25 protein-coding genes are annotated in these 23,872 nt (G+C 67.0%); 7 read left to right on the plus strand and 18 right to left on the minus strand.

Annotation, left to right across the window (positions count from 1 at the left end):
• From BMZ17_RS14880 to BMZ17_RS14895, 4 genes are all read right to left on the minus strand, one after another.
• A partial coding sequence (locus BMZ17_RS14880; RefSeq protein ID WP_139202945.1) for a Rieske 2Fe-2S domain-containing protein occupies positions 1–338 on the minus strand: 338 nt, incomplete at its 3' end.
• 103 nt (positions 339–441) lie between these two features.
• Positions 442–1,374 (minus strand): catechol 1,2-dioxygenase, encoded by a 933-nt coding sequence (catA, locus tag BMZ17_RS14885; protein WP_093139956.1) that lies wholly within the window; start codon positions 1,372–1,374, stop codon positions 442–444.
• A gap of 81 nt (positions 1,375–1,455) precedes the next feature.
• Positions 1,456–1,746 carry a muconolactone Delta-isomerase gene (catC, locus tag BMZ17_RS14890; protein WP_093139959.1) on the minus strand — a complete coding sequence of 97 codons (291 nt, stop codon included), beginning with the start codon at positions 1,744–1,746 and terminating at the stop codon, positions 1,456–1,458.
• A 4-nt stretch (positions 1,747–1,750) separates the two neighbouring features.
• Positions 1,751–2,932, minus strand: coding sequence for a muconate/chloromuconate family cycloisomerase (locus BMZ17_RS14895; protein WP_093139962.1), 1,182 nt, complete (start codon positions 2,930–2,932; stop codon positions 1,751–1,753).
• A 159-nt stretch (positions 2,933–3,091) separates the two neighbouring features.
• On the opposite strand from BMZ17_RS14895, the gene BMZ17_RS14900 reads away from it, so the two are divergent.
• The 3 genes from BMZ17_RS14900 to BMZ17_RS14910 all read left to right on the plus strand — a co-directional run bounded on the left by BMZ17_RS14900 (position 3,092) and on the right by BMZ17_RS14910 (position 5,511).
• Positions 3,092–4,021: a LysR family transcriptional regulator gene (locus BMZ17_RS14900; protein ID WP_093139965.1), complete on the plus strand. Its 930-nt coding sequence runs from the start codon at positions 3,092–3,094 to the stop codon at positions 4,019–4,021.
• 13 nt (positions 4,022–4,034) lie between these two features.
• Positions 4,035–4,607 carry a DUF1415 domain-containing protein gene (locus tag BMZ17_RS14905; RefSeq protein ID WP_093139968.1) on the plus strand — a complete coding sequence of 191 codons (573 nt, stop codon included), beginning with the start codon at positions 4,035–4,037 and terminating at the stop codon, positions 4,605–4,607.
• A 103-nt stretch (positions 4,608–4,710) separates the two neighbouring features.
• Positions 4,711–5,511: an SDR family oxidoreductase gene (locus tag BMZ17_RS14910; RefSeq protein ID WP_093139970.1), complete on the plus strand. Its 801-nt coding sequence runs from the start codon at positions 4,711–4,713 to the stop codon at positions 5,509–5,511.
• A gap of 31 nt (positions 5,512–5,542) precedes the next feature.
• On the opposite strand, the gene BMZ17_RS14915 is transcribed toward BMZ17_RS14910, so the two are convergent.
• The 9 genes from BMZ17_RS14915 to BMZ17_RS14955 all read right to left on the minus strand — a co-directional run bounded on the left by BMZ17_RS14915 (position 5,543) and on the right by BMZ17_RS14955 (position 15,862).
• Positions 5,543–6,367 (minus strand): ParB N-terminal domain-containing protein, encoded by an 825-nt coding sequence (locus BMZ17_RS14915; RefSeq protein ID WP_093139973.1) that lies wholly within the window; start codon positions 6,365–6,367, stop codon positions 5,543–5,545.
• A gap of 112 nt (positions 6,368–6,479) precedes the next feature.
• Positions 6,480–7,169 carry an HAD family hydrolase gene (locus BMZ17_RS14920; RefSeq protein WP_254775360.1) on the minus strand — a complete coding sequence of 230 codons (690 nt, stop codon included), beginning with the start codon at positions 7,167–7,169 and terminating at the stop codon, positions 6,480–6,482.
• Complete coding sequence (locus BMZ17_RS14925) at positions 7,166–7,876, minus strand: pseudouridine synthase (RefSeq protein ID WP_093139978.1); 711 nt, start codon at positions 7,874–7,876, stop codon at positions 7,166–7,168. The genes BMZ17_RS14920 and BMZ17_RS14925 overlap by 4 nt, the downstream gene beginning before the upstream one ends.
• Entirely contained in the window at positions 7,873–8,886 is a 1,014-nt protein-coding gene (locus BMZ17_RS14930) for a class I SAM-dependent methyltransferase (RefSeq protein WP_254775429.1), read from the minus strand. Before BMZ17_RS14930 ends, BMZ17_RS14925 begins: the two co-directional genes overlap by 4 nt.
• Positions 8,887–9,414: 528 nt before the next feature.
• Positions 9,415–9,849, minus strand: coding sequence for an EF-hand domain-containing protein (locus BMZ17_RS14935; protein WP_175485624.1), 435 nt, complete (start codon positions 9,847–9,849; stop codon positions 9,415–9,417).
• 149 nt (positions 9,850–9,998) lie between these two features.
• Positions 9,999–11,624, minus strand: a complete 1,626-nt coding sequence (locus tag BMZ17_RS14940; protein WP_254775430.1) for an ABC1 kinase family protein — start codon at positions 11,622–11,624, stop codon at positions 9,999–10,001.
• Positions 11,625–11,790: 166 nt separating this feature from the next.
• The gene (locus tag BMZ17_RS14945) at positions 11,791–12,543 is read right to left on the minus strand and encodes a hypothetical protein (protein WP_093139990.1); all 753 of its coding nucleotides are present in this window, start codon (positions 12,541–12,543) and stop codon (positions 11,791–11,793) included.
• A gap of 89 nt (positions 12,544–12,632) precedes the next feature.
• Positions 12,633–15,140: an ABC transporter permease gene (locus BMZ17_RS14950; protein ID WP_093139993.1), complete on the minus strand. Its 2,508-nt coding sequence runs from the start codon at positions 15,138–15,140 to the stop codon at positions 12,633–12,635.
• The gene (locus BMZ17_RS14955; protein WP_093139996.1) at positions 15,137–15,862 is read right to left on the minus strand and encodes an ABC transporter ATP-binding protein; all 726 of its coding nucleotides are present in this window, start codon (positions 15,860–15,862) and stop codon (positions 15,137–15,139) included. The genes BMZ17_RS14950 and BMZ17_RS14955 overlap by 4 nt, the downstream gene beginning before the upstream one ends.
• A gap of 33 nt (positions 15,863–15,895) precedes the next feature.
• Between BMZ17_RS14955 and BMZ17_RS14960 the strand changes: the two genes are divergently transcribed.
• Positions 15,896–16,564, plus strand: a complete 669-nt coding sequence (locus BMZ17_RS14960) for an arylesterase (RefSeq protein WP_093142135.1) — start codon at positions 15,896–15,898, stop codon at positions 16,562–16,564.
• Positions 16,565–16,705: 141 nt separating this feature from the next.
• Entirely contained in the window at positions 16,706–16,969 is a 264-nt protein-coding gene (locus BMZ17_RS14965; protein ID WP_175485625.1) for a hypothetical protein, read from the plus strand.
• Positions 16,970–16,987: 18 nt separating this feature from the next.
• Here BMZ17_RS14965 and BMZ17_RS14970 read toward each other — a convergent pair whose 3' ends face one another.
• On the minus strand, positions 16,988–17,275 hold the full coding sequence (locus BMZ17_RS14970) for a DUF3247 family protein (RefSeq protein ID WP_093139999.1): 288 nt from the start codon (positions 17,273–17,275) through the stop codon (positions 16,988–16,990).
• A gap of 184 nt (positions 17,276–17,459) precedes the next feature.
• Here BMZ17_RS14970 and BMZ17_RS14975 point away from each other — a divergent pair, with 184 nt between their 5' ends.
• Positions 17,460–17,672 carry a hypothetical protein gene (locus BMZ17_RS14975; RefSeq protein WP_093140002.1) on the plus strand — a complete coding sequence of 71 codons (213 nt, stop codon included), beginning with the start codon at positions 17,460–17,462 and terminating at the stop codon, positions 17,670–17,672.
• A gap of 35 nt (positions 17,673–17,707) precedes the next feature.
• Here the strand turns inward: BMZ17_RS14975 and BMZ17_RS14980 are convergent, their stop codons facing one another.
• Both BMZ17_RS14980 and BMZ17_RS14985 read right to left on the minus strand, forming a co-directional pair.
• Positions 17,708–18,391, minus strand: coding sequence for a DsbA family oxidoreductase (locus BMZ17_RS14980; protein WP_093140005.1), 684 nt, complete (start codon positions 18,389–18,391; stop codon positions 17,708–17,710).
• Positions 18,392–18,592: 201 nt separating this feature from the next.
• Positions 18,593–19,327: an SDR family oxidoreductase gene (locus tag BMZ17_RS14985; protein ID WP_093142144.1), complete on the minus strand. Its 735-nt coding sequence runs from the start codon at positions 19,325–19,327 to the stop codon at positions 18,593–18,595.
• 168 nt (positions 19,328–19,495) lie between these two features.
• Here BMZ17_RS14985 and BMZ17_RS14990 point away from each other — a divergent pair, with 168 nt between their 5' ends.
• Positions 19,496–20,437 carry an AraC family transcriptional regulator gene (locus BMZ17_RS14990; protein ID WP_093142148.1) on the plus strand — a complete coding sequence of 314 codons (942 nt, stop codon included), beginning with the start codon at positions 19,496–19,498 and terminating at the stop codon, positions 20,435–20,437.
• An 18-nt stretch (positions 20,438–20,455) separates the two neighbouring features.
• Here BMZ17_RS14990 and ligD read toward each other — a convergent pair whose 3' ends face one another.
• Together ligD and BMZ17_RS15000 are read right to left on the minus strand one after the other, a co-directional pair.
• The gene (ligD, locus tag BMZ17_RS14995) at positions 20,456–22,912 is read right to left on the minus strand and encodes a DNA ligase D (protein WP_093140008.1); all 2,457 of its coding nucleotides are present in this window, start codon (positions 22,910–22,912) and stop codon (positions 20,456–20,458) included.
• Between the two features lie 3 nt (positions 22,913–22,915).
• A complete protein-coding gene (locus BMZ17_RS15000) occupies positions 22,916–23,863 on the minus strand; it encodes a non-homologous end joining protein Ku (protein ID WP_093140011.1) in 948 nt (315 codons plus the stop codon).
• Positions 23,864–23,872 lie beyond the last annotated feature (9 nt).

Here is a 23,872-nt window from a genome sequence, read left to right on the forward strand (position 1 = left end):
AAGCTGCCCTTGTTGCCGTGCTTGCGCCGGCACAGCATCGCGCCGCGGTGCGCGCAGGCGTTGATCACCGCGTGCAGCTCGCCGGTCTTGTCGCGCGTGATCACCACCGGCTGACGGCCGATGTAGGTGGTGAAGTAGTCGTTGTTGTTGGGGATCTGGCTCTCATGCGCCAGGTAGACCCAGTTGGCCTCGAAGATGTGCTTCATCTCCAACTCGAACAGGTCGGCGTCGGTGAAGATGTCGCGCCGGCAGCGGTAGATGCCCGCTGCCGGATCGTCCTGCAGCGCGGTGGCCAGCAGCTGTTCGATGTCGGTCTTGTTTTCGATGATCGCGGACATGGAAACCTCTCCCGGTGGGGATGGTGGGCACGCGCACACGGCGCGGTTGAATCGGAACGATGTGAAAGCGGACGGCGCGTGGGGCGCCGTCCGGGGGAGACGGTCAGGCAGCCGCGCGTAGGCGGTAGACCAGCTGGTTGTCCTTGCCGGCTTCCAGCGGGATCAGGCCGAAGTTGAACTCGATGGCCTTGTACGCATCGGCCTCGAAGCCGAACGCCTTGCCGCCACCGCTGATGTCCTTGACCGGCGGCACCAGGCCGTCACGCGTGGCATAGGCGAAGTCGTCCCACAGCAGCGGGTCGCCATCGATGTTGAACTGCGTGGTCAGCTTGCGGTAGCTGTCGGTGGTCACGAAGAAGTGCACGTGCGCCGGGCGGTTGCCGTGGCGAGCCAGGCGATTGAGCAGCTGCTGGGTCGCGCCCTGCGGCGGGCAGCCGTAGCCGACCGGCATCTTGGTCAGGAACTCGTAGCTGCCGTCGGCGCCGGTGGTCACCGCACCACGCAGGTTGAAATCAGTCTGCGCGCCGGTGGGATCGAAGTGCGAGTAGAAGCCCTTGGAGTTGGCGTGCCAGCACTCGACCAGCGCACCGGCGACTGGCTGGCCGTCTTCGTCCTTGACCACGCCATGGATGCGCAGCGGGCCGGCATCGGGATCGGCGTCGTGGTCGATCTTGGCACTGCCCTGGCTGACCGGCGCGCCGGCCACGTACAGCGGGCCTTCGATGGTGCGCGGCGTACCGCCGGTGATGCCGGCGATGCGGTCTTCCTCGTCCAGGCGCATGTCCAGGTAATGCTCAAGGCCGATGCCAGCGGCCAGCAGCGCCGCCTCGCCATCCTGGCCGAGCTTGTTGAGGTAGTTGATGCCCGCCCAGATCTCGTCCGGGGTCAGGTCCAGATCCTCGATCGCCTTGAACAGGTCGGACAGGATGCGGTGCAGGACTTGCTTGGTCCGGGCGTCGCCGTCGGCGCCGTCCAGGTTGCTCACGGTGCGCAGGAAGTCCTGGACTTCCTTACCGGCGAAAATGCTGACACTCATCGGGTTGCTCCTCTTGGTGGCGAATGCTGCCTTGACGCGTTCCCTCCCCAGGAGCGCATCGGATGGATGTGGGGAAACGGCTTAGCGGTCGTCCTCATGCAGGGACGAGGGATGCCGGCACAGCGGCATGACCGCGATGTCCATGTACGGGAACAGCGGCAGCGACAGCAGCAGGTCGTGCAGTTCACTGGGGCTGTCGACATCGAAGATCGAGACGTTCGAGTACTGGCCGACGATGCGCCAGATGTGGCGCCACTTGCCCGACTGCTGCAGCTCCTGGAAGCGCGCTTTCTCGGTGGCCTTGAGGTCGGCCACCTTGGCTGGATCCATGTCCAGCGGCAGCTTCACGTCCATACGTACGTGGAACAACATGGCGTTAGCCCTCCGTGCCGGTGGTGGCGACCGTGGTGCGGCTGCGGTCGCGGCGGAAGGCGTTGACGCGGTCCTCGTCCAGGGCGATGCCCAGGCCAGGTGCGTTCGGCACTTCCAGGTGGAAGTCGCGGTAGACCAGCGGCTGCTCCAGGATTTCTTCGGTCAGCAGCAGCGGCCCGAACAGTTCGGTGCCCCACTGCAGGTGCGGGAAGGTCGCGAACACATGCGCCGAGGCGATCGTGCCCAGCGCGCCTTCCAGCATCGTGCCGCCATAGAGCTCGATCCCGGCCGCATCGGCGATCGCACCGACTTTCAGCGCGGCGAACAGGCCGCCGGACTGCTCGGTCTTGACCGCGAACACATCGGCGCCGGACACCTTGGCCAGCTCATAGGCGCTTTCCGGGCCCTGCAGCACTTCATCGGCCATCAGCGCGATCGGGAAGCGACGCATCAGGCGCGTCATCGCCGCGGCGGTGGCCACCGGCTGCTCGGCCAGTTCGCAGCCGGCATCGGCCAGCGCCGGCAGGCCGCGCAGCGCGTCGGTCTCGCTCCAGGCCATGTTGATGTCCACGCGCACCGCGGCGCGCTCGCCCACGGCGCGCTTGATCGCCGCCACGTGCGCCACGTCCTCGGCCACCGACTTGCGCCCGATCTTGAGCTTGAACACGTTGTGCCGGCGCGCGGACAGCATCGCCTCGGCTTCGGCGATGTCCTTGGACGTATCGCCCGAGGCCAGCGTCCAGGCCACGCCCAGGCGATCGCGTACCCGGCCGCCCAACAGCTCGGACAGCGGCAGGCCGCAGCGCTTGCCCTGCGCGTCCAGCAAGGCGGTCTCCACGGCGCACTTGGCGAAGTGATTACCCTTAACCAGCTTGCCCACGCGCGCCATCAGCGCCTGCACGCGGGTCGCATCGCTGCCGACCAGCACCGGCGCGAAGTAGGTGTCGATCGCCAACTTCATGCCTTCCGGGCTCTCGGCGCCGTAGGCCAGGCCCGCGATCGTGGTGCCCTCGCCGATGCCGACCGTGCCGTCGCTGCAGTGCAGGCGCACGATCATCAGCGTCTGCCCGCTCATCGTGGCCACCGACAGGCGGTGCGGGCGGATGGTGGGCAGGTCCAGCAGGAAGGTCTCGACGCGTTCGATCGTCGGGGCCGCGTTGGGGACGGGGGAGAGAGTGCGTTCCATGGACCCGATTCTTGGGACACAGGCCCGGTCGCGTCCAAGACAATCTGGGTCTCTCAAAATACCTTCAGGGTATTCTTGGCTTCCCAGACCCTTGTGCAGCTGCATTTAATGCGCTGCAACATCGGTCGATCGCATAGTTTAAGACTTTGGTCTAAGCCCATGGATCTGCGCCAGCTCAAATACTTCGTCACCGTCGCCCGCGAGCGCAATTTCACCCGCGCCGCCGAGTTGTTGCACATCGCCCAGCCGCCGCTGAGCCGGCAGATCCAGCAGATGGAGGAAGAGTTGGGCGTGCAGCTGCTGGTGCGCAGCAGCCGGCCGATCCGGCTCACTGACGCCGGCCGGCTGTTCTACGAAGAATCCCAGCAGGTGCTGGGCCGCGTGGAACAGATGAAGGACGCCGCTCGCCGCGTCGGCCACGGCGAGCGCCGGGTGATCAGCATCGGCTTCGTCGCCTCCACGCTGTACGGCGGCCTGCCCACGGTCGTGCGACGGCTACGCCAGGCGCGGCCCGAGGCCGACGTGCGCCTGGTCGAGATGATGTCCGGCCAACAGGTCGAAGGCCTGAAGAACGGCCGCATCGACATCGGCTTCGGCCGCATCCGCACCGCCGACCTCAGCGTCGAACGCCAGGTGCTGCGCGAAGAGCGCCTAGTGGTGGCGATCCCGCCGGGCTTCGCCTTGGCCGCCGAGGACACGCCCTTGAAGCCTGCCGAGCTGAAGGGCCAGAAGCTGGTCGTCTACCCCAGCGAGCCGCGACCCAGCTTCGCCGACCAGGTGCTGTCGCTGCTGCGCGACCACGGCGTGCGCCCGCCCGAGGTGCAGGAGGTGCGCGAGCTGCAGACCGCGCTCGGCCTGGTGGCGGCCGAAACCGGCGTGTGCCTGATCCCGGCCTCGGCACGGCTGCAGCGTTCAGACCTGAAGTACCGGCTGATCGACGACGAGCACGCGACCTCGCCGATCATCATGAGCTACCGCCGCAACGAGGACGAAGCGCTGATCGCGCTGCTCAAGCAGCTGATCCGCGAGATGTACGCGGAAAACCCGCCGTGGCTGGACACCTCCTACAATCGCCTGCATTCGCCGTAGGAAGCCGCAACCCATGCACGCCACCGACCACGACAGCGCCGCCACCGACGCGCTGCACGACCCCATTGCCGACACCCGCCGCTGGCTGGAGAAGGCCGTGATCGGCCTGAACCTGTGCCCGTTCGCCAAGGCGGTGTACGTCAAGGACCAGGTGCGCTTCGTCCTGAGCGATGCGACCACGCCCGAGGCGCTGCTGGAGCAGCTCGCAGAGGAACTACTGGTGCTGCGCGACACGCCGGTCGAAGTGGTGGACACCACCTTGATCGTGCATCCGGACGTACTGGGCGACTTCATCGACTACAACGATTTCCTCGATAACGCCGATGCCGCGGTCGAGGCGCTGGATCTGCAAGGCATCCTGCAGGTGGCCAGCTTCCACCCCGATTACCAGTTCGCTGGCACCGCGCCGGACGATGCCTCCAACTACACCAACCGCTCGCCCTGGCCGACCCTGCACCTGTTGCGCGAGGACAGCGTGGAACGCGCGGTGGCGGCGTTCCCGGACCCGGATGTCATCGTCGACCGCAACATCGCCACGCTGGACAAGCTGGGCGTGGACGGCTGGCGCCGGCTGATGGCCGACTGATACCTGCGTTGCCAGCGCGTGCAGGCGCGCCCGCGCCACTGCACGCGCCGCACATGCCCGCTGCGGCAGACTCGCCGGCCCGCCCGATGCCGGACCTTGCTGCATGTCGCTGACGCCGCCCATTTCGCCCTGGAATCCCGAACCGCTGGCCCGCCGCGTGGTGATGATCACCGGCGGCGCGCAGGGCATCGGCCGCGGCATCGCCCAGGCGGTGCTGGGCGCGGGCGGCTGCGTGGCGATCGGCGACCTGGACGTGGACGCAGGCAAGGCCTGCCTGGCCGAATGGAACCGCGGCGGCGATGCGTTCTTCAAACGCCTGGACGTGGCCAGCGAACGCAGCGTGGCGGCGTTCGTGGCCGCCGCGCACAAACACTTCGGCCAGCTGCACGGACTGGTCAACAACGCCGGCCCGCCAGGACCGCACGTGCCGCCGCTGGAGGAACTGGATTTCGCCACCTGGAATGCGCGCCTGGCCAGCCTGCATGGCGCCTTCCTGTGCAGCCGGCACGCCCTGCCTGCGCTGCGCGAAGACGCCGGGGCAATCGTCAACATCGCCTCGACCCGCGCGCATCAGTCCGAGCCGCGCAGCGAGGCCTACGCGGCGGCCAAGGGCGGGCTGGTCGCCTTCACCCACGCGCTGGCGCTGAGCGAAGGCCCGCAGGTGCGGGTCAACGTGATCAGCCCCGGCTGGATCGCCACCGATGCCTGGCGCGCGCCGGCGCGGCGCCGCACGCCCAAGCTCTCCAAGGCCGACCACGCCCAGCATCCGGTCGGCCGCGTCGGCACGCCCGAAGACATCGCCCATCTCGCGGTGCAGCTGCTGGCGCCGTCGCTATCCGGCTTCGTCACCGGACAGGAATTCATCGTCGATGGCGGGATGACGCGGAAGATGCAGTACGTGTGAAGCGCCTGCGCCCAAGCAGGCGCGGACGGGTTTACCAGGCCGGTTTTTCGGCTGCTTCCATCTCGGCGATGCGGGCCTTCAGGCGCGCGACTTCCTGCTGCAGCTGATCCAGGCGCAGGCGCAGCTGCGGCAAGGTTTCCTCGACCGGCGCGGCGGCGGCTTCGGTTGCGGCGTCAGGCGTTCGCTCGGGCTTGGCGCGCTTCTTCGACTCGCGCACGCGCTTGACCGCTTCCTTCAGCTCGGCCACGCCGCCTTGCGCGGCGGCCTGCTGTTCTTCGGCCGAGAGCGTGGCGACCACGGCGGCGGCGTTGATCGACAGTTCGCCCGAGCGCACGGCGGCGATGACTTCCGGCGCAGCCTGCTTCTGGATCTTCTCGATCGCCGCGACCTGGCTGTTGCTGAGCTTGGCGGCGCGGGCCAGCTCCTCGCGCGTGGGCGGCATCGTGTTCGGCGCGCTGGTGTCCCACGGCGGCGCGCCATCGTCGCTGGCCTCGGCGCTGGGCGCGTCGGCCGGCGCGGGCGTGCTGCGGGTGCGCTCCAGCAGGATGTCGCGGCGGCGCAGTGCCAGCACGCCGCGCTGGAAATCCGACACGCTGCGTCGGCCCAGGTGCTGGTCGATCATCCACAGGTGCACGTCGTCCATCGACTTGAAGCGCGTGTTCTGCACGGTGTTGAACGGCAGGTCGTGCTTCTGGCAGATGCCGTAGCGGTTGTGGCCGTCGATCAGCACCTCGCCCCACAGCACCAGCGCGTCGCGGCAGCCTTCGGCCAGGATGCTCTGCTCCAGCGACGCGTATTCGTCAGCGGTGAGCGGGTCAATGTAGGCCTTGAGGTCCGGGTTGACGACGATATTCATGGGGCGAGGCCTGCGTGCGGGGGGCGGCATTGTAGGCGCCCGGTCCGCGTACGTCGCCGTTGCATCTGGGCGCGTTTTCGTGCCCGGTTCCGGCGCGCCGACGCCGTGCGAATCAGGCCTCGCGCAGGCGCGCTTCCAGCAGTTCGCGCGCCTGGTGCAGCGAGGCGACGATGCGATGGCCGCGCGCACGCAGCGCCTCGTCGGGCACCACCAGGTCAGGCACCTGGATGACGGTCAGCCCGGCCGCCAGCGCGGCGGTGACGCCGGCCGGCGAATCCTCCAGCGCAAGACAGCGCGACGGATGAGCGCCCAGGCGCTGGGCCGCGAGCAGGTAGATGTCCGGCGCAGGCTTGGGATGTTCGACATCGTTGCCGGCGGTGACGGACTGGAAATACGGCAGCAGGCCGGCGGTTTCCAGCTTGTGTGGCGCCAGCGGCCGACGCGTGGACGTTGCCACGCCGCAGGGAATACCGTGCTGCGCGAGGAACTGCAGGATTTCATGGATACCCGGCCGCAGCGGCACGCCCGCCTCGACTTCAGCGTGGTACAGCGCGTAGCAGCGCTCCAGCAGTGCGGCGATCTGCGCCTCGTCCATGCGCTCGCGCAGGATCGTCTGGCACGCGGCCATGCTGTGACCGACCAGGCGCAGCCAGTAGTCGTCTTCGATCTCCAGGCCCAGCTCGCGCGCGCCGCGGCTCCAGCTGCGCAGCGAGGCGCGCTCGCTGTCCAGCATCAGCCCATCCATGTCGAAGATCACCGCCTCGGGGACGAACGGCAGCGCCGCAACCTCCACGTCGCTCATGCCGCGTCCGTGCCGAACAGCCGCGCCAGGTCGGCCGCATCGAGCAGGCGCCATTGACCTTCCGGCAAGTCGTCCAGTGCCAGCCCACCGATGCGGCTGCGGTACAGCGCGCTCACATGGTTGCCGACTGCGGCAAACATGCGCCGCACTTGGTGATAGCGGCCTTCGTGCAGGGTGAGGCGCACGCGCAGGGGCTCGATCACTTCGAGCTCGGCCGGCAGCAGCGGCTTGGTTTCACTTTCCAGCAGCAGCGTGCCGCTGGCGAAGGTCGCCGCCTCGTCGCCACGCAGCGGTTGGGCCAGCGTCGCTTCGTAGACCTTGGGCAGCTGTGCCTTCGGCGAGATGATCCGGTGCAGCAGGCCGCCATCGTCGGTCAGCAGCAGCAAGCCGCTGGTCTCGCGGTCCAGGCGGCCGACGGTGGACAGCACCGGATCGCGCTGGCGCCAGCGCGTGGGCAGCAGGTCATAGACCAGCCGGCCGGTGTCCTTGGTCGAGCACGTGTAACCGACCGGCTTGTGCAGCAGCACGCACAGACCCGGCGCGGGATCGAGCGCCTCGCCATCGATGCGGATCGCGTCGTGGTCGACCGGATCGTCGGTGTAGAGCACCTCGCCGGCCGCATCGGTGACCCGGCCTTCGCGGAACAGCGCCTGCACCTGCTTGCGGCTGCCATACCCCAGGTTGGCGATGTGGCGCACGATCTTCATGCGCGCGCGCCGGTCGCCGCGATCACCTTGAAACCACCGCCTTCGGCCACCGCGCGCACGTCGGCGAAGCGCGAGGTCAATGCCGCTTCGTACGGCAGATGCTTGTTGGCCACCAGCCACAGCTGGCCGTTGCGGTTGAGCGCACTGGCGGCGGTTTCGATGAAACGCCGGCCGATGTCGGGGCGCTCGCCGCGTGCGAGCGCATGGAACGGCGGATTGCTGACGATCACGTCGTACTTTTTCGGCAGGCCGGCCACCACGTCGTGCCAATGGAAGGCCAGCGCGGCACGGCCTGCATGCGCGGCCAGGTTGTCACGCGCCAGGTCCAGCGCGCGTGCCTCGGCTTCATACAGGTCCAGCGCGGTGATGCCCGCACAGCGCCCGAGCAGCGCATCGGACAGAAAGCCCCAGCCTGCGCCTAGGTCGGCCGCCGTGCCGCGCAAGGTGGTCGGCAGCGCCTCGACCAGCAACTGCGACGCCGCATCGACGCGATCCCAGGCAAACACGCCAGGCCGGCTCTTGAAGCGCCCACCCAGGATCGGCCGCACGCGATCGGCTTGCGCCCACTGCGCGGCGAGTTCGGCATTGTGCTGGCCCTCCAGTGGCGGGCTCCAGAACACACGGCAATGGTGCTTGGTGATCGATCCACCCAGGCCGGTGAGCTGGTTCAGGTCCTTCTCCACCGAGCGTGCGCCCTCGTCGTTGGCCACGCTGGCCACGATCCGTCCGCCCGGCGCGCAGTGCGCCACCATGCGCGCCAGCAGCGCGCGGGTTTCTTCCTTCTGTCGCGGCGGCAGCGCCAGCACCAGTGGCGCTGTCTCGCCGGCCTCGCACTGCTGCTCGACCGCGTAGCCTTCCCGATGCAGCGCATCGAACGCCGGCCGGAAGCTCTGCTCGCAACGCAGCGTCAGCCCCTGCAACGCGCGCAGGGCCACGCCGGGCCGCGCACGCAGGAACAGCGCTTCCTTCGAAGAAATGAACTGCGATGATTGCTCGAGCGCATACACCAATGCGTCGAGCGCAGGATCGGATCTAGACACCTGAAACCAGGAAGCGGAAAAGGGACGCGATTCTATCGCGTCCCTGTCAGGTCCATGATTCAGATGCTTAGCTCTTAGTGGATAACGGGGACCTTGTCTGGCTGGCCGCTGCCGATCCATTTCCCGTCTTTGTGAGCCGCAGGGCACACGGGAACCCGATTCTGGAGATAGTCATTGTAGTCCCGCTGAGACCACGGCCTCAGAATGCAGTAACTATCACAGCATTGAGTTGTCGGGTATGGGCAATAACCCACCGAGGGCCTGTAGGCGACACTCGCGTAAGGCGTGTAAGGCTTCCAGGCTTTTGTTTCCTTACATCCTTCGGTGCAATACACAAAAGGGTCATCACTCCTGCAAACTTCCTGATAGATCGCTTCATCAGCACACGCCAATGAAGAAAAAAACATCAGCAAAGCGATCGAAAAATAACGTTTCATAAAGATCCTTCTTTATAAGCCATCGACATTTCGGCACCCCATAGCCGCCACTATCCGACAATCACTCACCTCGACGGCGATCGAACTCTTCGCGACTTATCTTTCCATCGCCATTGCGGTCCATTCTCTTGAAAAGTACGGCTTGTCCTTCGCGATATTCGGCTTTGGACACAGAGCCATCCTGGTTGTGATCAAGCATCTGCAACTGCTGTCGCGCAGCCGGTCGGATGACGTCCGAAACGACCTGGGACGTTACTTTAGCGCCCGAACGGCGCGCTTCTTGCACCATTGCTTGCTCGAAATCCGACAACGTCAACCACCCATCCTGATCGACGTCACGATCAGAGAAATCAACATCAACATGAGCGTCCGCTTCGAAGGAGTCAATTACGCCGTCTTCATTGCGATCAATACTCAAGAAAGCATCCGTCTGCTGGGCATAAGACGCACATGTGACCAGCACCGTGCCTGCTATGCCGAAGAAAACTCTCAGCAAGAAGCGGCTCCTCCTTATCCGCCACAAAGGATTTAGCTGTCTCATTTTTGGCTATCCCTGTCCAAACATCTCTCGGTGGAGTACACCACCGAGAGATGTCAGCTGCAACTCAAGCGATCAACAGCCCCCTGCTTTTGCCCCTTTCGGAACTACCGACTCTTGACCTTCCGGTCCCCCAGCAACGCGCTGATCACGATGCTGGCGCCCAAGGCGGCGCCGATGAAGAACAGGATCAGGGCGACGGTGGGATAGCCGAACAGGGTGCTGGCGGTGGGGATGCGCATCATCAGGGCCGAGGCCAGGATCAGGGCCGCGGTGACCACGCCGGCGGCGACGCGGTTGGCGATCTTCTGCAGGCTCTCCATCAGGTGCGATTCTTCCAGCCCGGAGATGCGGATCTGGAGCTTGTTTTCCGAAAGCAACCCGAGGATGTCGGACAGCTTGCGCGGGCCTTCGCGGGCCAGCGACTGCAGGTCCATCAGCTCGCTGGCCATGTTGGGCGAGGAGAACGACTGGCGCAGGCGCGCGCGCATCACGTGCTGGAGGTGGCCTTCGACCACGGCCTTGGCGTCCAGCTCGGGCGAGAGCGCGCGGCACACGGTGTCCAGGTTCAGCAGCGCCTTGCCCAGCAGCGACAGTTCCGGCGGCGTGCGCAGGCCGCTGGCCATCGCAGTGCGCACCAGGTCCAGCACCACGCGCCCTTCGGAGGTGGTGCCGCTGTGCGCGGAATAGCGACTGATCAGCTGGCCGATCTCGCGGCTGAAGCGCTCGCCGTCGAAGTCCTCCAGCTGTGTGCCCAGCGCCAGCATTTCGCGCGCGACCGATTCGCCGCGCCCGTCCACGGCGGCGAACAGCAGCTTGAGCAGGCACTCGCGCTGGCCCGGCGGCACGTTGGCGACCATGCCGAGGTCGAAGATCGCCAGCCGGTTGTCAGGCGTCACCCGCAGGTTGCCAGGATGCGGATCGGCGTGGATCTCGCCGAAGATGAAGATCTGGTCCAGGTAGCCGCGCAGCAGCGCCGAGGACAGCGGCAGCATCGGCTGCTCGATCCGCCGCACCGCCGGCACCTGGTCCACGCGCACGCCGTCGACCAGTTCCATGGTCAGCACGCGGCGACGGGTCAGGTCCCACACCGGGCGCGGCACCATCAGCTCGGGATAGGCCTTCAGGTGCGAGGCGAAACGTTCGAGGTTCTCCGCTTCGGCGACGTAGTCGAGTTCGGCCACCAGGGTGCGGCCGAATTCCTCCAGCCAGTCGGTGAAGCGCAGGTTGCGGCCGACCTTGGTCAGCTTGTCGGCGGCGCCGGCGATCGAACGCAGCATCGACAGGTCCGACAGCAGACGCTGGGCCACGCCGGGCTTCTGCACCTTGACTGCCACCGGCGTGCCGTCGCGCAGCACCGCGCGATGCACCTGCGCCAGCGAGGCGGTGCCCAGCGGCACCGGATCAAACTCGATGAAGACCTTGCTCAGGCGCACGCCCAGGTCGGCTTCCAGCGCCTCGCGGATCGCCTCGACCGGCACCGGCGAGACATCCTCCTGCATGCGCTCCAGCGCCGTGGCGTAGCTGGGCGGTACGATGTCCGGGCGCGTGGACAGCATCTGTCCGAGCTTGATAAAAGTCGGCCCCAGCGCTTCGAGATCGCGACTGAACTCGGCCGGCGTGCCGTCGTCGATGATCACGTCGTCCAGCAGCGAGTCCTGCCCCAGCCCGGAAAACACCCCGGAGTGCCGGTAACGGAACAGGAACTTCATGATCTGCTTGCGGCGCTCCATCGCCCCTTCACCGTGCACGGGGACGGGCACGGTGGCATCGGGTGAGGCAAGCGTGCCGTCGTGGGTCATGCGGTCGGGTTCCGGAGCGATCTGGGCCCCGATTGTGTGAACGGGACGGTCACAGGGCGGTGAAGCCTTCCCTGACACTCGCCCCGGCAGTCGCGATTCAGCGAGAAACGGCCTGCTTTTGCGGAAGTCGTTGAGTGACTTCGCCTTTGTCATCCAGGAATTCAAGCGAAGGCGTGCCATCGGGCTCGACCAGCATCATGATTCGCGGCTGACCTTTTGCATCAGCAAGCATTACGGCCGAGGATTTGCCGCGGGTTTTCCCGACGAACACGCGCGGTGTCTGCTGACCGCCCGCGGCGATCCACTGCTGCCTCAGACGCTCCTTTTCCGGCCCCTCCTTGGCCTTGTCGTAGGCGTCCCATAGCGGCTCGTAATCTTTTGCCATCCCCCGATCGTAGACATTGAGCCCGGTCTCCATCGCGCCGCCGGATTCGTAATGTCCCAACGCCAACTGCTGGTCCCCCCCGAAGCGGTCCATGGAAAAGTGCATGCCTGCGCTTGGCGCTCCGTCCTTGCCGAGCTTGCCATCGAAGATCAAGCCACCGCTCTCGTCGCCAGCTGCGTTGTAGAAAATGATGCCGGGCATGCCTCGATCGTCTTCGACCTCCCTGCCATCGATCACGGCCCTTGGCAATCGGTTGCGATTTGCCAGGACCAGCTCACGCTTGCCATCGGGCATGACGATATTGATGCGCTCGGCGTCGATCTCGGTGAACTTCGCCTTCGTCTCCGGAGACTTGGCTGCCACCAGCCCTAACGCCGCCAGTCCGATACACGTCGTTGCCAATAACGCCTTCAACAACCGATTCTGTCGCGCAAGTTGCGCGATCAATGCCTGCTGATCCTTCACGTGATGCTTCCTTTATCCGTCTTGATGACGTCGCGAACGCAAGGCCCCGACGTCATCGGATACTGCTTATTCCAAAACGTGTTGTCGAGTCAGCCCTGCAGCTCGCGCAACGTCACCGACGGCGGTGCGTCGAGCACCTTGCGGGTGGCGAACAGGCCGGCGATCAGCGCCGCGGCCACACCGGCGATGCCGCCAACTGCGGCCAGGGTCCAGTTCGGTTCCCATGGCAGGTCGAACACCTTCACCGCGACCACGCCGGACAGGATCGACGCGGCAATCGCAGCAACGAGCCCGGACAACAGCCCGATCGCGGCGAACTCCGAGGCCTGCGCCGCGCGCAGCTGGCGCCGGCTGCCGCCGAGCACGCGCATCACGCCGCCTTCCAGCAGGCGCTCGTCCTGGCTGGCGCTCACCGCCGCCATCAGCACCAGCAGGCCGGCGGCGAGCGAAAACCAGAACACCACCTGCACCACTGTGCTGACCTGGTCGGCGGTGCTGCGCACCTGTTTGAGCACCTGATCGATGTCGATCACCGAAAGATTCGGAAAAGCCTGCACCAGCTGCGCGGTGAAGCGCGGATGGTCGGCCGGCACGTTGACCGCGGTGATGTGGCTGGCCGGGAAATCCTGCAGCACGCCCGGCGACACCATCACGAAGAAATTGGGCTTGAAGCTTTCCCAATCCACCTTGCGCAGGCTGGTGATCCTGCCGGTCAGCGTCTGCCCGGCGATGTCGAAGCTGACGGTGTCGCCGAGCTTCCAGCGCAACTGTTCGGCAAAGCCCTCTTCCACCGACAGCTCGGTGGTCGCGGTCGGTTGCGGCCCCCAGAAGGCGCCGGCGGTGACCTTGTTGTCGTCGCGCAGCGTCGTGGCAGTGGAGAGGTTGAACTCGCGCTCAGCGCGGCGACGCGCTTCGTCATCGGTGTAATCGGCGCCGCTGGAGGCCTTGCCGTTGAGGCTCTGCAGGCGGCCGCGCACCATCGGGAACAGCGTCGGCGCGCCCAGCCCCTGCTTCGCGATGAAGTCGGCGACCGGCTGCACCTGGTCGTCCTGCACGTTGATGATGAAGCGGTTCGGTGCATCGGCCTGAAGCGCCAGCTGCCAGCGATCCAGCAGGTCGGTGCGCACGAAGGTCAGCAGCAGCAGCGCCATGAGCCCTAAGCCCAGTGCCGAGATCTGCGCCACGCTGGTACCGGCCCGGCGGCTGACATTGGCCAATCCATACCGCAGCGAACCGCGCAGCCGCGACCGCAGTTTGCGCACCGCCAGGATCAGCAGCCAGGCGAACCCGGCCAGCACCAGCAGCGTGGCCGCAATGCCGCCGAGCATCGCAAAGCCCAATGCGGGCGAACCGGCTTTCCACCACAGCAGTGCGGCCAGGCCGGCAAAGGCGGTCACCGCGACCAGCACCGCGCTTGGTTCGGTCGGGTCCAGGTCACGACGCAGCACGCGCAAGGCCGGCACCCGGCGCAGCGCCAGCACCGGCGGCGCGCCGAAGGCCAGCAACACGATCAGGCCAACGCCATAGCCCTGCGCGACTGGTCCCCACCCCGCAGGCGGAATCGCAACCTTGAGTGCAGACGCCAACCAGCCGCCGATCGCCCATTGCAGCGCAAAGGCGATCACCACGCCCACGGTGCAGGCGATCAGGCCCAGCAGCACCAGTTCGCCCACGTGGATGCCGACCAGCCGCGACTGCTGCGCGCCGAGGCAGCGCATCACCGCCACGCCGGACAAATGCCGTTCGCTATGCCGGCGCGCGGCCATCGCCACGGCCACCGCGGCCAGGATCACCGAGACCAGCGCGGCAAGGCCGAGGAAGCGCCCGGCGCGATCCAGCGCCGAACGCACCTCCGGGCGCGCGTCCTGGATGGTCTCCATGCGCTGGCCGCGGCCGAGCGCTTCACGCGCGGTGGCAGTAAAGCGTTCGACCGCGCCCGCCTCGCCGGCAACCACCAGGCGATAGCCGATGCGGCTGCCCAGCTGCACCAGGCCGGTGGACGGCAGGTCAGCCGCGTTGAGGAACACTTTCGGCGCAACGTTGAAGTAGTCCAGCGCCGCGTCCGGCTCCTGCGTCACCAGCGCCGCCAGGGTCAGCGTCGCATCACCGAGCGACACCTTGTCGCCCAGCTGGGCGCCGAGCGTGTCGGCGCCGGCGCGGGTCATCCACAGCGTGCCCGGCGCGGGGATCCCGTCGGCGGCGTGTTCGGCCGGGGTCTTCGCATCGGTGAGGGTGAAGCTGCCGCGCAGCGGAAAGCCCTCGCCCAGCGCGCGCAGATCGCCCAGGCGCAGCTGCGCATCGTCACCATCGCCGACGCGGATCATCGTGTTGAGCTCGGTGGTCTGTGTGCTGCGCAGGCCGCTGGCCTTGGACGCATCGAGGATCGCACCGGTGATCGGTGCATCGCCGCGTACCACCACGTCGCCGCCGAGCAGGCGGTTGGCTTCGATCGCCAGCGCGCGCTCGGCGCGATCGGTCACGAAGCCCACCGAGGTCACCGCCACCACCGCCAGCACCAGCGCCGCCAGCAGGATGCGGACTTCGCCAGCGACCAGATCACGCCGCAGCTGGCGCCAGGCCAGGCGCAGGGTGTTCATGCGCCGCCCACCAGCTTGCCGCTGTCCAGGCGCAGCACGCGGGTGCAGCGCGCGGCGAGGGCTTCGTCATGGGTCACCAGTACAAGCGTGGTGCCGGCCTGCGCGTTGAGTGCGAACAGCAATTCCTCGATCGCATGGCCGGTGCGCTGGTCGAGGTTGCCGGTGGGCTCGTCGGCGAACAGCAGCGCCGGCCGGGTCACGAACGCACGCGCCAGGGCCACGCGCTGCTGTTCGCCACCGGAGAGCTGGCGCGGGTAATGGGACAAGCGAACGGACAGGCCGACGTCTTCCAGGATCTTTTCGGCCGGCGCCTGCGGATCGGCATCGCCGCGCAGCTCCAAGGGCAGCATCACGTTTTCCAGCGCGGTCAGCGAGGGCAGCAGCTGGAAATTCTGGAAGACGAAGCCGACCTTCTCGCCGCGCACGCGCGCACGGCCGTCTTCGTCCAGCGTCGACAGCACCGCACCATCCAGCGTCACGGTGCCGCTGGTGGGCGTGTCCAGCCCGGCCAGCAGCGACAGCAAGGTGCTCTTGCCCGAGCCCGACGCACCGACGATGGCCACCGTGTCGCCCTGGCCGATGGTGAAGGACACGCCATCGAGGATGGTCAGCGTGCTGCCGGGCAGGGTCACCTGCTTGCCGAGCGAGGCGACCTGCAGGACCGGCGTGGTGGAAGGGGACGTGATCGGCTTGTCAGCGTGCAGCAGGGGGGAGTCGGCCATGATGGGGGCGTCTTGGAAACCGGAAAGAAGAAGATGCCCTCAGGTTATGCGGTCGCGCGACGCCCCGTGCAATGGTGGCTGGCGCTGGTGCTGATGACATTCATGCAAGCGCTGCAGGCCCAGCCCGCACCCAAGGCGGCTCCGGCCGCGACCACCAAGACGGTGCTGGTGATGGGCGATTCGCTTTCGGCCGGCTACGGCCTGGGGCCGAGCGAAGGCTGGGTGCCGCTGACCACGGCCAAGATCACCAAGGAAAAGCCGGGCTGGAAAGTGGTCAACGCCAGCATCAGCGGCGAGACCAGCGCCGGCGGCGCCTCGCGTATCGGCGCGCAGCTGCAACGGCTCAAGCCGGCCGTGGTGGTGATCGAACTGGGCGCCAACGACGGCCTGCGCGGCCTGCCGCTGGCCCAGACCCGGACCAACCTGGAGAAGATGATCACCGCGTCCCAGACCGCCGGCGCCAAGGTGCTGCTGCTGGGCATGCAGATGCCGCCGAACCTCGGCCGCGCCTATACCGAAGGCTTCGCCGGCAACTTCAGCGCGCTGGCCAAGCAGTACGACACGGCGTTCATTCCGTTTTTCCTGCAGCCCATTGCCAGCGATCGCGCCAATTTCCAGCCGGACAACCTGCATCCCACCGCCGCGGTACAGCCGGCGATCCGCGACTTCGTCTGGCCCAAGCTGGGGCCGCTGCTGAAATAGCCGCCGCGACGTTTCGCGCACTCCATCAACGAAGGCCTCGCCTGTTCAGCACGGCCTTTGCATTTATGCAATGCGCGCTTCATGCATGGGCAACACCGGCGCCACCATGATCGACCGGGCCTTCCCACACCGGAGATCGACATGTTGCGTGCCCTGTTCGTTGGTGGCGTCGTGGATAACAGCGAGATGGACATGGACGGCCCGCAGCCGCCGGTCCATTACCCCGAAAACGGCCACACCGGCCGCCCGCGCTACAAGCTGCACCTGGTGGGCCGCAACGACGGCGACGTGGTCTACGCCGTGTACGGCGCGCCTGAGCTGGCAGATGAAGAGATCGAGCGCGTCACTGAAGAACGTGGCTATGCGCGCCGCTTCGAGACCGAGCCGGAAGTCGCGGCCTCGTAACGCACCCGACGCTGGCTTTCAATGCGATCTCAGCGGGATCACCTTGCGGATCTGGTCCAGCCAGATGTGGTGTTGCCTGGCCGGATCGGCGAGGTCCTCCAGGCGCAGGAGGCCGTTGATGCCTTCGCGTTGTTCGGCATCGCGGAAGGTCTGCACCGTGGGCTGCACGGGCACAACACCCTGCAGCTCACTGCCATCATCCAGCGTGATCGCCACGCGGGCCTCGGAAGGAAGCTGGGTCACCCAGGCTTCCAGCTGCGCAATCTGGGTCGCATCGGTGTAAACGCGCTCGGCGTACTTGCTCATGACATCGCCCTGTCGTGAAAGACCCCCGATGCTGGGGATACCGGGCGTAAGGCCATGTCGAGACCATCGTCCTACCGAGGGATCGGACTTTTCCTACAGGCGCGGGCGGCGATGCCCGACTGCGCCACCCCCGTTGCGCGGGCCACCCTAGCGGCCTGATGTCCATCAGTCCCGGGGCAGGATCATGCAGCGAGTTCTCTTCACCATCAGCGCACGCGACCAGGGGTGGCAGTTATATGAAGGCGAGCAAGGCCGCTTCTGGTTCAACGACCGGGCCGAGGCCCTGCATACCGCCGGCGTGATCGCCAACAACCTGCACCTGCAACACGGCATCCGTAGCGCCGTGATCATGGACATGGCCGGCCGCGAGGCCGTCCTGGTCTCTCGCCACGGCTGATGCCGCGGCGATGTGCCTTCGTCTGATCGCGCCGGTCAGGCCGCCGCGATCCCCGACAGCTGGCGCAGCGCCTGTTCGAAGGTCTCCACCGGCTGGCCGCCCTGCAACAGGTGCTGCTGGTTGAACACCACCGACGGCACCGCGGTGATCCCGGCCTGACGCCAGCGCGCTTCGTCCTGGCGGACCTGCTCCACGTACTGATCGCTTTCCAGCACGGTCTGCGCCTGCGCGGCTTCCAGGCCGGCCGTGGCCACGATCGCCACCAGCTGCGCGTGGTCGGAGACATCCAGTCCTTCGGTGAAATAAGCCTCCAGCAACGCCCGCTTCAGGCGTAGCTGCGCGGGCGCGCCGAGCTCGCCGGCCCAGTGCAGCAGGCGATGCGCATTGAAGGTGTTGAAGCTGCGCGTGCGCTTGTCTAGGTCGAAGGTGAAACCCAGCTCGGCACCGCGCGCGCGGATGGTCTCGCCGCTGGCCTTGTACTGGGCCGCGCTCATGCCGTACTTGCGCATCAGGCGCTGCTGCAGGTCTTCACCGCCCGCGCCCAGCTCCGGGTCGAGTTCGAACGGCTGGAAATGCAGGTCCAGCTGCAGGCCTTCGATCCGCTCGGCCGCGGTCAGCAGCGATTGCAGGCCAATGGCGCACCACGGGCAGACCACGTCGGAGACGAAATCCACGCGCACCGGCTGTCCGGCGGAAGGAGAAGTTGAAAGATCGCCCATCGGGACAGTCCTGGCTGCAATGCGGGCGGCCATTGCAGCGCGCCGTGGCCGCCCGCTCAACCATCCCGATAGGATGCTCCGTCTTGGCTTGCCTGAATTCGCCTCGTGCCGGTACAGCACCTTGCGCGGGGAGACTGGCCGCGACGATCGCGGTCAGCGGCCACACGGCGAGCAGCCCCGCGATCAGGCGCCGCCCGGTGCTCAGTACGGGCTGGCCGTGGGCCGCACGATGATCTCGCTCACATCCACTGTGTCGGGCTGGCCGATGGCGTAGGCGATCGCATTGGCGATGGCGTCGGCGGGCATGGCCAGCGCGCGGAAGTCATCCATGTAGGCGCGGGTGCCCGCATCGCTGATGTCGTGGCCCAGTTCGGAGGTGGTCACACCCGGCGAGATGACCGTGACGCGCAGGTCGGTGTGTTCCTGGCGCAGGCCTTCGGAGATGGCTAGCACCGCGAACTTGGTCGCGCAGTACACCGCGCTGGTCGGGAACACCGCGTGCCCGCCGATCGACGAGACATTGATGAACTGGCCGCTGCCCTGCGCCTGCATCACCGGCAGGCCGGCGGAGATGCCATGCAGCACGCCGCGGATGTTGACGTCGATCATGCGGTTCCATTCGTCGACCTTGCCGGCATCCAGGCGCGAGAGCGGCATGACGCCGGCGTTGTTGATGACCACGTCGACGCGGCCGTGTTCGGCCTTGGCCTGGGCGACCAGCGCCTGGACATCCTCCAACTGGGTCACGTCGATCGCGCGCCAGCTGGCGCGGCCGCCGGCGGCGGTGAGTTCGTCGGCCAGCGCCTGCAGGCGCTCGGCGCGACGCGCGCCCAGCACGACGTTGGCGCCCTGCGCGGCCAGCACGCGGGCGGTGGCTTGCCCGATGCCGCTGCTGGCACCGGTGATGACGACGGTCTTGCCTGAAATATTGGACATCGGAATCTCCACTTGCGTGAGGCCAGGCGACATGCCCGGCGGGTGGAGATCACGATGCGGCGGCCGGGCGTCGCGGCGGTATCCGGTTCCTGCAGGCCGATTGCCTGATCCTCCGAGATGCAGCCAAGCCCACGCCAGCACCGGCAGCGCCTGCTTAGACTGGCCACCATGGACCCACGCCCTGTTTCATCGCCTGACGACGCCACCGGCCACGCCACCGCGGTGGCCGCGTCCCTGGCCGAACTGGCCCAGCGGATTGAACGATCCACCGGCCACAGCGGCGTGCACGCCACCGCCTGGGCGCCCATGACGCTGGCGCGCGCCGACGTGCCGGCGGCGATGCCGACCGTGGCGGTCCAGGAGCCGTCGCTGTGCCTGGTTGCGCAGGGCGGCAAGCAGGTGCTGCTGGGCAGCGAGGTGTTCGAGTACGACGCCTCGCACCACCTGCTTGCTTCGGTCGACCTGCCGGTGACGGGCCGGGTGACGGTGGCCAGCCCGCAGCGGCCTTACCTGTGCCTGATCCTGCGCATGGACCCGGTGCAGATCGCCGCGCTGCTGGGCGAACTGCAGCTCACCGACACCGACCTGCCGCCGCCCACGCGCGGCCTGAACCTGGGGCCAGCCGATCCGGCCTTGATCGACGTGGCGGTGCGGATGATGCGGCTGCTGGACACGCCCGACGATCTGCCCGCGCTCGCCCCGCTGCTGATGCGCGAGCTGCTGTATCGCCTGCTGCGCAGCGACCAGGGCGGCATGCTGCGCCATATCGCCGTGGCCGATTCACCGGGCCAGCGCATCACCCGCGCGATCGGCTGGCTGCGCGAGCACTACCGCCAACCGCTGCGGATCGACACCATCGCCCGCCACGCGCACATGAGCCCGTCTTCGCTGCACCAGCACTTCAAGGCGATCACCGCGATGAGCCCGCTGCAATACCAGAAGCAGCTGCGCCTGCAGGAAGCCCGCCGCCTGCTGCTGGCCGGCGCCCCCGACGCCGCCAGCGCCGGGCATGAAGTGGGCTACGAAAGCCCCTCGCAGTTCAGTCGCGAATACAGCCGCCTGTTCGGCGCGCCGCCGCTGCGCGATATCGCGCGGTTAAGGGCGATGTAAAGACGCCGATCGGGCGCCTCAGGTCTGCGGCAACTTCTGCTTCAAGATGGCCATGTCCTTCCACGGATCAGCCTTCAATCGCGCTGCCCGCTGCAACGCCTTGTCCAGGGTGAACTGGCCGGGCCCGGTGATCCGGCCCAGGTCGTCCCAGCGCAGCGGCACCGCGACGGTGGCGTGCTCGCGGGCGCGCAGCGACCAGCTGCACACGCTGGTGCTGCCACGCCCGTTGCGCAGCCAGTCGATGAAGATCTTCCGCTCGCGCTTGGCCTTGCTCATCGTGGCGATGTAGCGCTCGGGCCGGTGCTCGGCCATGGCATTGGCGAAGGCCTCGCAGAAGGCCTTGACCGTGTCCCAGCTGGGGCCGCGATCAATCGGCACCACCACGTGCAGGCCCTTGCCGCCGGACAGGCGCACAAAACTCTCCAGCCCGGTCTTGCGCAGGTTGCTGCGGATTTCGCGCGCCGCCTGTTTGACCTGCGCCCAAGACACGCCGGGACCGGGGTCCAGATCGAACACCAGCCGGTCCGGCTGTTCCGGTGCGTCCACAGTCGAGCCCCAGGGATGCAGCTCCAAGGTGTTCATCTGCACCAGGGCCAGCACGCCCTCGATGTCTTCCACGTACAGGTAATCCTCGGTGCCGCTTTTCTGTTTCAGCGGCACCGCATGCACACCCTTGCCCAGCGATGGTGCATGGTGTTTCTGGAAGAAACATTCATTGCCTGCGCCATCTGGACAGCGCAGCAGCGACAGCGGCCGCCCGGCCAGTTCCGGCAGCAGCAGGGACGCGATCCGACGGTAGTAATCGGCCACCTGCCCCTTGGTGATCTTGTCCTTGGGATACACCACGCGGTCGGGATGGGTGATGATGATCGCGCCGTCGGCAGTGTTGTGGAGTGCGGCCATGTCCTTATCCTCCCGCAGGCGTTTGAACGCGGCCTGGCGCAGCAAGCCTTCCTTGCCCCAACCACGGAAGGCCACCTCGGCTAGCAGCTGCGGCTTGACCCAATGCACGCTGCGCGCATTGAACGGCACGTGCGCGGGCAGCTCGATCGAGGCGCGCTCACTGTGCAGAAGCTTTAGCCGCGCCAGCAGCGCCTTGAGCGTGGCGTCATCGTAGCCAGTGCCGACGCGGCCGGCGTAGACCAGCGCGCCATGTTCCACGCGCGCCATCAACAGCGAACCGAAGCCGGTGCGTGCTCCCTTGGGCGGGGTGTAGCCGACGATGACGAATTCATCGGTCTGCTCGTGCTTGACCTTGACCCAGGCGTCCGAGCGCGCGCCGGTGTAGGCCGAGTCCGCGCGCTTGCTGACGATGCCTTCCAGGCCCGCCTTGGCACTCGCCGAAAACACCTCGCTACCGTGACCCAGCACGTGATCGCTGAAGGCGATCAGGCCCGGCGCATCGCCCAACAGCGCCTTCAACAACGCCTTGCGCGCCACCAGCGGCGCGCGGCTGATATCCACGCCGGCCACGCCCGGCAGGTCGAACACCAGATAGCGCAGCTGCGCTTTGACCGTGCCGTCGATGGTCCGCTGCAACGCGGAGAAGTCACTGCGTCCCTGCGCGTCGATCACCACCAGTTCGCCATCCAGGCGCGCGTCGCGGACCGGTAGCGCGCGCACGGCGGCGACGATCTCCGGGAAGGTGTCGTTCCAGTCCAGGCCGTTGCGCGAGCGCAGCTTCACCTCGCCATCGACCAGGTCAGCCAGCAGGCGATAGCCGTCCCACTTGATCTCGTGCAGCCAGTCTTCGCCCGCCGGCGCGACCGCGCGCAGCTTGCAGAGCTGGGCGGCATACCCGGCCGGATACGGCGTGTCGCGTGCGCCCTCCAACGCCAGCACGCGACGCTTCCAGGCGGCCTCGGCCTTGGTGCGCTTGCGCGGGGCGGCAGGCGCCTTGCGCGGCGTTGCGCGCTTCGTCGTCGTGGGAGCACGTTTCCTCGCCTTCGCAGCGGTCGCAGGTGCGTCCAGCAGATCATCCGCTTCCTGGTCGGTGGCGAACGCGTCGTCGCGCTTGATCAGCAGCCACTGTTTCTGCCGGCCCTTCATCTGCGTGCGGACCAGCTTCCAGGCGCCGCCAAGCTTGTCGCCGCTGAGGATGAAATCCAGCTTGCCGGCAGCGATCGCCGCCAACGGTTCGCCATCACTGGTCCAGTGCCCGTGGTCGAACACATCGACATGCCCGGCGCCGTAATGCCCCTTGGGGATATCGCCTTCGAAACTGGCGTAATCCAGCGGATGGTCTTCCACCTCGACCGCCAGGCGTTTTTCGCCCGCGCGCAGCGAGGGCCCTTTCGGCACGGCCCAGCTCTTGAGCACGCCATCGGCCTCCAGGCGGAAGTCGTAATGCCGCGAGGAAGCGTGATGCAGCTGCACGATGAAGATCGGCCGATGGCCGGCGCGACCGCCCTGCCCGCCGCGCGGTTCGGGCGTCTGACCGAAGCGGCGCTTGCGGTCGTACTCGTGCAGCGACATGGTTCAGCCCGCCTTGCGCAGCGGCGCCTTTTTCGCGGCCTTTTTGGTCGCTGATTTCTTGGTGGCCTTCTTCGCGGGAGATTTCTTGGCCGCCTTCTTGGCGGGCGCTTTCTTCGCGCCGGCCTTGCCCGCGGTTTTTTTTGCGGGCGTGCGCTTGTTCTCGCCTAGCGACTTCTGCAGCAGCGCCATGAAGTCGACCACGTTGGTCGCCTCGCCTTCGCGCTCGTGCGCCGGCTCTTCTACCCGCGCAGTCGCACCCTTGGCCTTGATCCGCTTGCTGATGATGGCCTGCAGGCGCTCGCGGAATTCGTCGTGGTAATCCTCCGGATTCCAGTCACCGCGCATGGACTGGATCAGCTTGCGCGCCATCTCCTTTTCCTTGGCCGTGACCCGGTAATCGCCGGTATTGCCGGCCGGCAGCTTGTATTCGTCGGGCGCGACCAGCTCCTGCGGATAGCGCAGCAGCATCAGCACCAGCGCATCGCCCTGCGGCATCACCGCGCACAGGTACTGGCGCGTGCGGATCACCACACGCGCGATGCCGACCTGGCCGGTGTCTCGCAGGGTTTCGCGCAGCAGCACATAGCCTTTTTCGGCCTTCTTGCCGGGCACCAGAATGTAGGGCTTTTCGTAGTAGCGGATGTCGATCTCGGCCGCATCGACAAAGGTCTCCACCTCGACCGACTCATGGCTCTCCGGCGCAGCGGACTTGATGTCCTCCTCCTCGACCACGACGTAGTTGCCCTTGTCGTACTCGAACGCCTTGACGATGTCCTTCCACGGCACTTCCTCGCCGGTCTCGGCGTTGACGCGCTCGAAGCGGATCGGCGACTTGTCGCGCGAATCCAGCATGCGGAAATGCAGGTCCACCTTGCGCTCGCCCGACATCAGCGACACCGGCACGTTGAGCAGGCCGAAGGTGAGAGTTCCGGTCCAGATGGGACGGGCCATGGCAGGCGC

It is taken from the genome of Pseudoxanthomonas sp. GM95 (assembly GCF_900109775.1).
Lineage (GTDB): Bacteria > Pseudomonadota > Gammaproteobacteria > Xanthomonadales > Xanthomonadaceae > Pseudoxanthomonas_A.